This is a genomic window from Variovorax nivicola, from assembly GCF_051216475.1.
In the GTDB taxonomy this organism is placed as follows: Bacteria; Pseudomonadota; Gammaproteobacteria; order Burkholderiales; family Burkholderiaceae_C; genus Variovorax.
Genome location: NZ_JBPJZK010000026.1, coordinates 1 through 10,487 on the forward strand (window position 1 = coordinate 1; position 10,487 = coordinate 10,487).

The 10,487-nt window shown below is 67.1% G+C and carries 12 protein-coding genes; 2 read left to right on the top strand and 10 right to left on the bottom strand.

Annotated elements, in window-relative coordinates; all coding sequences use genetic code 11:
- Nucleotides 1-184: 184 nt before the first annotated feature.
- Nucleotides 185-517: a hypothetical protein gene (locus ACSFBF_RS35755; protein ID WP_435475130.1), complete on the bottom strand. Its 333-nt coding sequence runs from the start codon at nt 515-517 to the stop codon at nt 185-187.
- Nucleotides 518-690: 173 nt separating this feature from the next.
- On the opposite strand from ACSFBF_RS35755, the gene ACSFBF_RS35760 reads away from it, so the two are divergent.
- Nucleotides 691-2,136 carry an aminotransferase-like domain-containing protein gene (locus ACSFBF_RS35760; RefSeq protein WP_435475132.1) on the top strand — a complete coding sequence of 482 codons (1,446 nt, stop codon included), beginning with the start codon at nt 691-693 and terminating at the stop codon, nt 2,134-2,136.
- Between the two features lie 15 nt (nt 2,137-2,151).
- On the opposite strand, the gene ACSFBF_RS35765 is transcribed toward ACSFBF_RS35760, so the two are convergent.
- Genes ACSFBF_RS35765 through hisN form a run of 5 tightly spaced genes read right to left on the bottom strand, consistent with a single transcriptional unit; the run spans nt 2,152 to nt 6,080 of the window.
- Nucleotides 2,152-2,598 (bottom strand): DUF1877 family protein, encoded by a 447-nt coding sequence (locus ACSFBF_RS35765; protein WP_435475134.1) that lies wholly within the window; start codon nt 2,596-2,598, stop codon nt 2,152-2,154.
- Nucleotides 2,595-4,121, bottom strand: a complete 1,527-nt coding sequence (locus ACSFBF_RS35770; RefSeq protein ID WP_435475136.1) for a tetratricopeptide repeat protein — start codon at nt 4,119-4,121, stop codon at nt 2,595-2,597. Before ACSFBF_RS35770 ends, ACSFBF_RS35765 begins: the two co-directional genes overlap by 4 nt.
- Nucleotides 4,122-4,154: 33 nt before the next feature.
- Complete coding sequence (locus ACSFBF_RS35775; protein WP_435475138.1) at nt 4,155-5,081, bottom strand: ROK family protein; 927 nt, start codon at nt 5,079-5,081, stop codon at nt 4,155-4,157.
- A 17-nt stretch (nt 5,082-5,098) separates the two neighbouring features.
- Nucleotides 5,099-5,293 (bottom strand): DUF2905 domain-containing protein, encoded by a 195-nt coding sequence (locus ACSFBF_RS35780; RefSeq protein WP_056509065.1) that lies wholly within the window; start codon nt 5,291-5,293, stop codon nt 5,099-5,101.
- Nucleotides 5,294-5,303: 10 nt separating this feature from the next.
- A complete protein-coding gene (hisN, locus tag ACSFBF_RS35785; RefSeq protein ID WP_435475140.1) occupies nt 5,304-6,080 on the bottom strand; it encodes a histidinol-phosphatase in 777 nt (258 codons plus the stop codon).
- Nucleotides 6,081-6,194: 114 nt separating this feature from the next.
- Between hisN and ACSFBF_RS35790 the strand changes: the two genes are divergently transcribed.
- Nucleotides 6,195-6,590: a DUF5329 family protein gene (locus ACSFBF_RS35790; RefSeq protein WP_435475142.1), complete on the top strand. Its 396-nt coding sequence runs from the start codon at nt 6,195-6,197 to the stop codon at nt 6,588-6,590.
- On the opposite strand, the gene ACSFBF_RS35795 is transcribed toward ACSFBF_RS35790, so the two are convergent.
- The 4 genes from ACSFBF_RS35795 to ACSFBF_RS35810 are packed head-to-tail and all read right to left on the bottom strand — an operon-like array spanning nt 6,591 to nt 10,291.
- Nucleotides 6,591-7,460 carry an ABC transporter permease gene (locus ACSFBF_RS35795; protein WP_435475144.1) on the bottom strand — a complete coding sequence of 290 codons (870 nt, stop codon included), beginning with the start codon at nt 7,458-7,460 and terminating at the stop codon, nt 6,591-6,593.
- The gene (locus ACSFBF_RS35800) at nt 7,457-8,374 is read right to left on the bottom strand and encodes an ABC transporter ATP-binding protein (RefSeq protein ID WP_435475146.1); all 918 of its coding nucleotides are present in this window, start codon (nt 8,372-8,374) and stop codon (nt 7,457-7,459) included. Before ACSFBF_RS35800 ends, ACSFBF_RS35795 begins: the two co-directional genes overlap by 4 nt.
- The gene (locus ACSFBF_RS35805) at nt 8,374-9,384 is read right to left on the bottom strand and encodes an ABC transporter substrate-binding protein (protein ID WP_435475148.1); all 1,011 of its coding nucleotides are present in this window, start codon (nt 9,382-9,384) and stop codon (nt 8,374-8,376) included. The genes ACSFBF_RS35800 and ACSFBF_RS35805 overlap by 1 nt, the downstream gene beginning before the upstream one ends.
- 22 nt (nt 9,385-9,406) lie before the next feature.
- Nucleotides 9,407-10,291, bottom strand: coding sequence for a TauD/TfdA dioxygenase family protein (locus tag ACSFBF_RS35810; protein WP_435475150.1), 885 nt, complete (start codon nt 10,289-10,291; stop codon nt 9,407-9,409).
- Nucleotides 10,292-10,487: the final 196 nt, after the last annotated feature.

Below are 10,487 nucleotides of genomic sequence, written 5' to 3' on the forward strand. Positions count from 1 at the left end.
CTGCGCAAGGCACCCCATCGACGTGATCGTTCAGCGCAGCGGTTGATCGGCCGGCACAACGGCAGCGCCCATGTGCGAATGGCATCGGGTGCTCCCCGCAGCGAAATAAAGGAGGAGCCGAAGGCGGGGGACATTCGCGGAGGGGAGTACCCGGTGTCATTCGCACGCACCCCGAACCAGTCCCCTACCAGCCAGTAAGCAGACGCACAAAGCGCATCACAGGCCGCGCTTCCACGAGCACAGAAGCCTGCACAGCCATCGGCGCATGCACCCGCAAATGCACCGGCGTCAGCGCCGACACTTCGATCCAGCCGCCGTGCGGCAGCCGATGTACGTCGCCTTCTTCGAGCAGTGTCTCGGCCATGAACACGGTCTCGCCGAACCATCCGGGCGGCGAAACCACGCGGGCGCGGCCCTCGGCCAACTGGAGCCAGGCCCCGGCATCGACCGAGGTGCGCAGGGACTGGCCGGGTTCGAGAACGATGGAATCAGGCGCTTGGGAGAGGGTGGTGATCATGGCGAAACCTCAGATGGATGAGGGTTCATCGTAGGAATTTGACCGCCCAAAAAACAGGCACACAACATGGCTATCGGAACCGGAACAGCCGGGTCGCCAACGCATCTGTTATGGTCGTTTTCCCTAGCAACTGCATCTGTTTTCGGATGCCCGATACGGGGAACATCGACCCCATGGACTCGCTACCGCTCTACCGCCAGCTCTCCGCGCACTACGTGGACGCGATCCACACCGGCTCGCTCAAGCAGGGCGACAAGCTGCCCTCGCTGCGCAGCCTCATGCGGCTGCACGACATCAGCCTGTCGACCGCGCTGCAGGTCTGCCGCGCCATGGAAAGCGACGGCTGGGTCGAGGCGCGCGACCGCTCGGGGTATTTCGTGCGGCGGCCACAGCGGATGGCCATCGCGCCGATGGAAGAGCCGGCGGCCGACGTGCCGCCCGACCCCGCGCAGTTCGTCAGCATGCGCGAGCGCATGGCTAACTTCATGGCGCGTGGCCGGCACACGGGCGTGAAGCTCAACTTCGCGATCGCCCGCGCGGCGCCCGAGCTGTATCCCGCCGAGGCCCTGCGCAACTCGATGACGCGCGCCCTGCGCCAGCGGCCCGAGCTGCTCACCACCGCCTCGTCGCAGAAAGGCCACGAGCAGTTCCGTGAAGCGCTGGCACAGCGCAGCCTGCGCGTGGGCATGACGGTGCCGCCCGACGAAGTGCTCGTCACCAACGGCTGCATCGAGGCGCTGAACCTCGCGCTGCGCGCCATCGCCAAGCCCGGCGACACCGTGGCCGTGGAGTCACCCACCTTCTACGGCCTGCTGCAGGTGCTCGAAAGCCTGGGGCTGCGCGCGCTGGAGATCCCGACCAGCCCGCAGACCGGCATCTCCCTGGAAGCGCTCGACCTCGCCATCCACACCTACGACGACATCAAGGCCGTGGTGGTGGTGCCGCACCTGCAGAACCCCATCGGCAGCGTGATGCCCGACGCCCACAAGCAGCGGCTGGTGCACCTGTGCGAAAGCCACGGCATCGCGCTCGTCGAAGACGACACCTACAGCGACCTCGTGGAGAGCGACGCGCCGCTGCGCGCGGTGAAGTCGTGGGACCGCACGGGCAACGTGATCTATTGCGCCTCGCTGCACAAGGTGCTGGCACCGGGGCTGCGGCTGGGCTGGATCACCGCCGGGCGCTGGCACGCGCAGGTGGAAATGCTCAAGTACGCGCAGACCCGCAACAACGAGGCGCTGGCGCAGATTGCCGCGGGCGAGTTCGTCGCGAGCGGCGGCTACGACCGCCACCTGCGCCGGCTGCGCGAGCGGCTGCACGTGCAGCGCGACCAGACGGCGGACGCCATCGCCAAGTACTTTCCGGCGGGCACACGGCTGAACCTGCCGCGCGGCGGGTTGCAGCTGTGGGTCGAGCTGCCGGAGCAGCGCTCGTCGGTGGACGTGTTCGACGCGGCGCTGCGCGAACACATGCTGGTGGCGCCGGGCGCGCAGTTTTCGAACTCGGGGCGCTTCGACAACTACCTGCGCATCAACTGCGGCTGGCCGTATTCGAAGGCAGTGGATGCGGGGCTGCGGCGGCTGGGCGAGATCGTGTCGGCCGTGCGGCCACCGCACTAGCAGCCAGCCGGCGATTCAGACGATGTAGAACACGACGGCGTCGCGCCTTTCGGCCGCGCCGGCGAAGAAGCGCTTCACGCCGTCCATGAAGCCCGCGAGATCCCGCGCGCCGTCCTGCCAGACCTTGGCCCAGTAAAGTTCGCCGAACTTCGCCGGCTCGCCCGTGAAGCGGCCCACCAGCTCCGCCACGTCGCGCTGCGCGAGCCGGGCCGCCGTGCGCTCGACATGGGCGGCCGTGAGGTAGATGCAGCCCAGCCCGTCGGTGCCGTCGAGCTCTTCGCCGTCGACCGCCTCGGGCAGCAGCGTGCGCACCACGTCCCAGGCCTGCTCCACCGTCTGGCTGTCGTGCGGGCCGCCTTGCGCGGCCGGCGAATGCAGGAAGCCCGACACGGTGGAAGGATCGATCACCAGCGCGCGCAGCCGGTAGCGGTCAAGGGCATAGAAGGCACCGCCGATGCTCATGTACTGGGCTCCATGCGTGCGGCGCGGGCCACGGTGGCGAGCACCATGCTCACGCTGTCGATGTTGCGCTGCGCGTTGTCGATGTTCCTGAAGTGGTCGGGCGCGCAGATCTGGTTGAGCAGCAGCGTGCGCTTGAAATGCATCAGCGCCTGGCGCAAGTCGCCCTCTTCCTGCGCGATCAGGCCCAGGTCGTTATGGGCGGTTGCGGCCGCCTGCGAGATGCCCCTGCAGCTGCCCTGCTGGATGTCGAGCGAACGCTCGAACAGCGGCCTGGCCTTGTCGAATTCGCGGCGCGCCATGAACAGGCTGGCGAAGTTGTTGAGCATGTCGGAGTGCAGTTCGGTGTCGCCCTCGCCCGGCGGGAGCTTGTCCAGATGCACGAGGGCGCGCGCATAGCAAAGCTCGGCCTTCGCGTCCTGACTGGACTCGGCATAGAGAAACGCCAGGTTGTTGAAGGCGCGCACCACGCCATCGCTGGAGCCGCCCCGGGCTTCGGCCACTGCCATGGCGATGGTCTTCTTGTAGAGCGCTTCAGCCTCGTCGGCCCGCCCGGCCGCGGCATGCAGCAGCGCCAAGGTGTTGGTCGGCCCGCGCCGCCAGCTGTCGTCGAGGCCGAGCAGCCCGATCATGGCCAGGGCTTCGTCCGCCGAGGCCTGTGCCTTGTCGTACCACTGCAGCCGGCGGCACAGTTCGGCGTAGCTGGCCAGCTGGAGCACCACGGCCCTGTCCGCGCCGCCGTACAGCCGGCGGCTGGCGGCGACGGCCTCGGCGCAGAACTTCTCGGCACGGGGCAAGTCGCCCTGGGCCAGCGCGTCGCGGTAGCGCGCGTCGCGGTCTTCGAGCAGGTTCAGCAGCGCGCCTTCTTCGTCGGACGCGGCACCGTGGGCCTTGCGTTCGGCGATGCCGGTCAGGGTCAGGTCCAGCGCCTTGCGGGCGATGTCCATGTCTTCCGCCGGCATGCCGATCTTGCGCCCGATGGAGAGGCTTTCTTCCAGGCTGGCCCGGGCCCTGTCGAAGGCCTTGAACTGGTAGCAGGCCTGGCCGAGCATGCACAGCGTCATCGCAAGGTTCTGGTGCGGGCCCTTGAACACGCGGCGCGCGGTGGCGACGATCTGCTCGGCAATGGCGACGGCTCCGGCCCAGTCTTCAGCCTCGGCGGCGGCCACGAAACGCTCCTGCAGCTTGTTGGCTTCGGCGAGGGCGGCAAGGTCGTATTCCTTGGCTTCCCGTGTCCCGGCGCGGCGGGTGCGCTGGCGGATCGGAGCTTCTTCACCATCTTCGACTGCGGCCGCGTCCTGCTGCTTCAGCCGCCGGTAGATCCAGTAGACGTCGAACAGCATCCACGGCAGCAGAAGCGCCAGGCCGAAGCGCGATCCCGGCAGGCCGGCGACGCCATACAGCAGCAGCGCCAGTTGCGCCGCGCCGCCCAGGTAGCTCCCGAGATAGAAGCGATGCGCCCCGATGAAGCCGCCCACCAGCCACAGCAGGTAGGCATAGGAGCGACGGCGAGGCAGCGGAGTCATGGTTCGCCGGATGGTGGTGCTGGTGGAGGCCGTTCAGTCGAGCAGCGCCAGCGCAGCGTAGTCGCCGACCTTGTCGCCCAGGCCGACAGGCACCAGGCGCACGCCTAGCGTAAGCGGCGGCAGCTTGCCGTCGACATGCGCCTGCAGCCTCGGCAACAGAAAGTCGCGGTGGTGCCAGAACACGCTGCCGCCCAGGCTGATGCGCTGCAGGTCGAGCGTGGCGATCAGGTTGTAGAGCATGCGGCCCATCACCCGGCACAGCGCGTCGACGATTTCCAGTGAATGCGGCTCGCCGGCTACGGCCGAGCTGAACAGATCGGCCGCGGGCTGGCCGAAGCGCCGGGCGATCGAGTTGCCGGCAATCAACCCTTCGACATCGCCCACATTACCGCAGCCGCACAGCGCGCCGCTGGCGTCGTCCACCACAAAGCTGTGGCCCGCATGGCCGGCGTTGCCGTTCTTGCCGCGCAGCGCACGGCCGTCCACGCACAGGCCGACGCCGACGCCGGTGCTCCAGGTGACGTAGGCGCAATCGTCCAGGCCCTTGAGCGCGCCCCAGTGGCGCTCGGCCTCCAGCGCGGCCACCGCGTCGTTCTCGACCCGCACGCGGGCGAAGCGCTTTGCCAGCGGCGCCTCGACCAGCGCGGTCATCCAGTTGTTGGGCAGGCCTCGCGCCGGGCCGGCGATGCCGCCGCAGATGTTGGGCGTGGCCAGCTCGACCTTGCCGTCACGCAGTTCGAAAGGCCCGGTCGACGACACGCCCACGCGGTCGATGGTGGCGGCATCGATGCCTTGCTCCGCGCAGACCTCGTCGATCATCCGCATGATCTGCACCGCCACCGCGTCGTTGTCGCCGGTCTTGGCCGTGGGCTCGCTGCGGCGGCCGATCAGCGGCGCGTCGCTCGAAGCGGAAAGGCTTACGGCCACCTTGGTGCCGCCGATGTCTACGCAAGCTCTCATTGCTGTTTGTCTTTTCTCTACAGAAGACGCGCGACCAGCGCCGCGATCATGCTGAGCACCACCGTGCTGGCAATCGGCAGCTGCCACTCGCGGCCGAAGGCGCGGAACTCGAAGTCGCCGGGCAGCCGTCCGAAGCCGAAGCGGCGCAGCCAGGCGGTCAGGCCGCTCATGAGCACCAGTGCGAGGACGACGACGATCAGCCAGCGGAACATGTTCGACAGTCTAGGCCGAGAGGATGGCCATGGCTTGCCGGTGGAGTTCGGGCGTTGCCGCCGCGATCACCCGCCCGTCCGACTTGAGCCCCAGCGGCTGGCCCTGCCAGTCGGTGATGACGCCGCCCGCCGCTTCGATCAGCCCGGCGGGGCCGAGGTAGTCGTAGGGCTGCAGGCCGGTCTCGACCACGAGGTCGATGGTGCCGCCCGCCAGTTGGGCGTAGCCGTAGCAGTCGCCGCCGAAGCGGCGCATGGCGCACTGGCGGCTGAGCCGGTCGAAGGCAGTCCAGTCGGCCGGCGCGAAGATGTCGGGCGAGGTGGTGACGATGCGGGCCTTGGCCACATCAGTGCAGCTGCTTGCGCGCACGGGCTGGCCATCGCGCGTAGCGCCCTTGCCGGCCTCACCGATCCAGCGCTCCTTGAGCACCGGCATGTCGACCACGCCCAGCACGACGCGGCCGCCCTGCAGTACGCCGATCAGCGTGCCCCACAGCGGTGAGCCGGTGATGAAGCTGCGCGTGCCGTCGATGGGGTCGAGCACCCAGACGCGCTCTGCGTCGAGCCGCTCGGGGCCGTGCTCCTCGCCGTAGATGCCGTCGGCCGGCACGCGCGCGCCGAGGATCTCGCGCATGGCCGTCTCGGCAGCGCGGTCGGCCAGCGTGACCGGGCTTTCGTCGGCCTTGGTGATGATGTCCAGCGGCGTACGGAAGTAGTGCATCGACTGCGCTGCGGCGGCATCGGCCAGCGCCTGGGCAATCGACGAAAGATCGGGGGTCGAGGAGCTCATGGGAGAGTGGTTAACACATGCCAAAACCTGCGATTAGACCCGAGCCGGGCCGGGTTTGACACGGCGGGGCCCCCAGCCCTAGCATGGCCCGAAAATTGCCAGGGGACATAACAAATGGCTTCGTTCAAATTCCTGCGCACCGCACTGCTCGCCCTCCTGCTCGGCGCCTCGGCCCTGCTGGCGCACGCCACCCCTTCCGACGTCGAGGACAAGCTGATCGACACGCTGATCCAGCGCGTCTCGAAGATGTCGGCCATGGTCTTCCTGCGCAACGGCAATGAATACACCGCCGCCGACGCCGCCAAGCACATGCAGGCGAAGTACGACTACTTCAAAAAGGAGCTGGCGACGGCCGAAGACTTCATCGAGCGCTGCGCCTCGCGCTCGGAGATGACGGGGCAGGCCTACAAGGTGAAGCTCAACAACGGCACGGTGCGCGACGCCAACGAATTCCTCAACAGCGAGCTGCGCGCGATGCGGCAGGCCGCGAAGAAACCCACCAGCGGCTAGCTAGCGCTGCTGGCCCCAGCGGCGCACCGTGAGCCGCTCCAGCGTCTTGAAGCCCAGGCTCTCGACCAGCAGGCCGATCAGCACCACCATCGCAAGGCCAGCGAACACGCGGTCGGTGTAAAGCTCGTTGCGGTTCTGGAAGATGTACCAACCCAGCCCGCCCTTGCCCGACGAGGCGCCGAACACCAGTTCGGCCGCGATCAGCGTGCGCCATGCAAAGGCCCAGCCGATCTTCAGACCCGACAAAATCGACGGTAGCGCGGCCGGCACCAGGATCTGCAGCACGTAGCGCAGGCCCTTGAGCCCGTAGTTGCGCCCCGCCATGCGCAGCGTCTCGGGCACGCCCTGGAAGCCTGCATAGGTGTTGAGCGCCAGCGGCCACAGCACCGAATGGATCAGCACGAACACGAGGCTGCCCCTGCCCAGCCCGAACCACAGCAGCGCCAGCGGCAGCAGCGCGATGGCGGGTAGCGGGTTGAACATGGACGTGAGCGTGTCCAGCAGGTCTCGGCCGATCTGCGTCGACACCGCGAGCGTGGTGAGTGCGAAGGCCAGCAGCACGCCGGCAAGGTAGCCCTGCAGCAGCACGGCCAGCGAGATGCGCACCTTCTCGATCAACTCGCCGCTGGCAAGCCCTTCGAACAGCGCGCTCGCCGTGGCGGTGAAGGTGGGTAGCAGCAGGTCGTTGTCCTGCCAGCGGGCCGCGAGCTCCCACAGCACGGCGATGACGGCGAGGATCAGGCCCTTGCGCAGCCAGGCTTGGGACCAGATGCGCGCGCCCAAAGGCAGCGTGCGTTCGACCGGCAGCTCGGTAAAGGGCTCGAGCGTGCGTTCGTACTCGGGGCGGATGGGAGGAACGATGGCGCTCATGCCGCGGCCTCCTCATGTTCTTCTTCGAACAGCATGTCGTGGATGCGCTGCGCTGTGCTCTGGAACTCGGCACCGCCGAGGCTGGCGAGCGAAAAGCCGTGGCTGTTGATCTCGGCGCGCATGCGCCCCGGGTGCGGCGACAGCAGCGCGATGCGGTTGCCCACCACCAGCGCCTCTTCGATGGAGTGCGTGACGAACAGCAGCGTGAAGCGCACCTCGTCCCACAGCTCGAGCAGCTCCTGCTGCATCTTGCGGCGCGTGAGCGCGTCGAGTGCGGCGAAGGGCTCGTCCATCAGCAGCACGCGCGGCTGCATCGCGAGCGCACGGGCAATCGCCACGCGCTGCTTCATGCCGCCGGAAAGCTGGTGCGGATGCACGTCGGCGAACTTGGCGAGGCCGACCTTGTCGAGGTAGTGCAGTGCGCGTTCGGCAGCTTCCTTCTTGCCGAGCGTGCGCGAAGCCAGCAGCGGGAACATCACGTTCTGCTTCACCGTCTTCCATGGCGGCAGCTGGTCGAACTCCTGGAACACGACGATGCGGTCGGGGCCGGGCTGCGTCACGCGCTGGCCTTCGAGGCGAATCTCGCCTTCGACCGGCGGAATGAAGCCAGCTACGGCCTTCAGCAGCGTGGACTTGCCGCAGCCCGATGGGCCGAGCAGCACGAAGCGGTCGGCGGCGTGGACGTCGAAGCTCACGCGGTGTGTGGCGCGGACGACGCGTTCGCGGGTGCGGTATTCGAGGCTGACGCCATCCACCTGTAGCAGCGGTGCGCTTTCTTGCCCCCTCTCCCGCTCGCGGGAGAGGGTTGGGGTGAGGGCCGGCGGCGATGCCAAAGGCTCCCCCCTCACCCCCGCCCTCTCCCGATGGGAGAGGGAGTCACCCCGCGAAGGCAAAGCCGCTGCGGTGCTGCTCATCAATTCCCCGACGTGTTCTGCGCATCGTCGAAGAAATAATCCTTCACCGAAGCCGGCTTGTTCTTGATAGCGCCCACACGGTGCATGAACTCCGCCAGCGGATACGTGTTCTGCGGCGTGGTCTTGAACTGCACTTCGGGGTTCTTGATGATCTTCAGCAGTAGATCGCGGTCGAGCTTCGCGTTGCTTACCTTCAGGTAGATGTCGGCAGCCTTCTCCGGGTTGGCCGTGACGAACTTCGCAGCCTCGTCGAGTGCATCGACGAACGCCTTGTACGTCTTCGGGTTCTCGCTGCGGAATTTCTCTGTCGCATAGAGCACCGTCGCCGACGACGGACCGCCCAGCACTTGGTAAGAGTTGAGCACGATGTGCGCATTCGGATTGCCCGCGAGCTCCTGTTCCTGGAACGGCGGATTGCCGAAGTGCCCCGTGATCTCCGTGCCGCCCTTGATGATGGCCGCGGCTGCATCGGGGTGCGGCAGCGCCACGCTGATCTTGTCGAGCCGGTTGAACTCCTTGTCGCCCCACAGCTTGGCCGAGGCGAACTGCAGCACGCGCGACTGCACCGACACACCCACGGCGGGCAACGCGATGCGGTCCTTGTCGGTGAAGTCGGCAATCGTCTTCACGTTCGGGTTGTTGCTCACCAGGTAGTACGGGAAGTTGCCCAGCGAGGCCACACCCTTCACGTTCTGCTTGCCCTTGGTGCGGTCCCACAGCGTGAGCAGCGGGCCCACGCCGGCGCCCGCGATCTCGATGTTGCCCGACAGCAGCGCATCGTTGACGGCCGAGCCGCCCGAGAGCTTGACCCATTCGACCTTGGCGTCGACGCCCGCGGCCTTCGCGTGCTTCTCGATGAGCTTCTGCTCCTGCGCGACGTTGAGCAGCAGATAGACGATGCCGAACTGTTCGGCGATGCGGATCTGGCCTTCGGCGTGTGCGGCGAGGCTGCCGGCCAGGAGGCCGAGGCCGGCGACGAGCGCGGCGGCTTTGCGGGTGAAGCGGTTCATTGACTGGAGTCCGGAAGAAAAATCAGAAAGGCGTGTCGCCGACGATGGTGGTGCGGTTGAGCCTGCGGCGCAGGTGGTCGGGCGTACCGGCTGCGAGGTGCATCAGCGAGCGGTTGTCCCAGAACACGAGGTCGTGCGGCGCCCACTGGTGTCGGTACACGAACTCGGGCTTCACGCTGTGCACGAACAGCTCGGCGAGCAGTGCATCGCTTTCTTCCTGCGGCAGGCCGACGATGCGCGTCGTGAAGTGCTCGCTGACGAACAGCGCCTTACGGCCCGTCTCGGGATGCGTGCGCACCACGGGCTGGACGGCTGGGGCGACCTGGTCGATCTGCGCTTGCGAGAGCTTGGGTCGCCACGGGTTCTTCGCGCGCAGTTCTTCGTACTTGGCGAGGTAGCTGTGCTCAGCCTTCAGCGGCAGGACACGCTGCTGCAGCTCGGGGCTCAGCGATTCCCATGCGAGGTGCTGGTCGGCGAACAGCGTGTCGCCGCCTTCGCTCGGCAGCTCCTGCGCATGCAGCAGGGAGCCCAGGCTGGGATTGGGCTTGTACGAAATGTCGGAATGCCAGTAGACGCCCGCATCGCCTAAGCCGATGGGCTCGCCGTTCTCCTTGATGTTGGAGACGATGAGGATCTCGGGGTGATTCTTCAGCTGGAATTGGTGCAGGACGTGGATTTCGAGCGGGCCGAAGCGGCGGCTGAAATCGATGTGTTCCTGGGGGGTGATCTGTTGGTTGCGGAACACCAGGACGTGGTGGTCGAGGTGGGCTTTATGGATTCGGGCGAAGTCTTTGGCGCTGATTGGCGTCGAGATGTCTAGGCCGATGATTTCGGCGCCGACCGGGGCGTCGAAGGGGCGGACTTCGAAGGCCTGTGCGGCGGCCTCGGGGGCAGGAACGGCAGTCATGCCGCGAATGTAGAGGCGGGTGTCGCGTTCCCCAACGAACTCTTTGTTGCTAGCTTATGACTTTGGATTTTTGGGCCGGGGCCGGGTCTCGGCCCGGCGGCCGACCTACTTTTCTTTGCTTCGCCAAAGAAACGTAGGCAAAAGAAAGGCGACCCCACTGTCTGCGACCCCTTCGCTGCGCTACGGGGCAACCTGC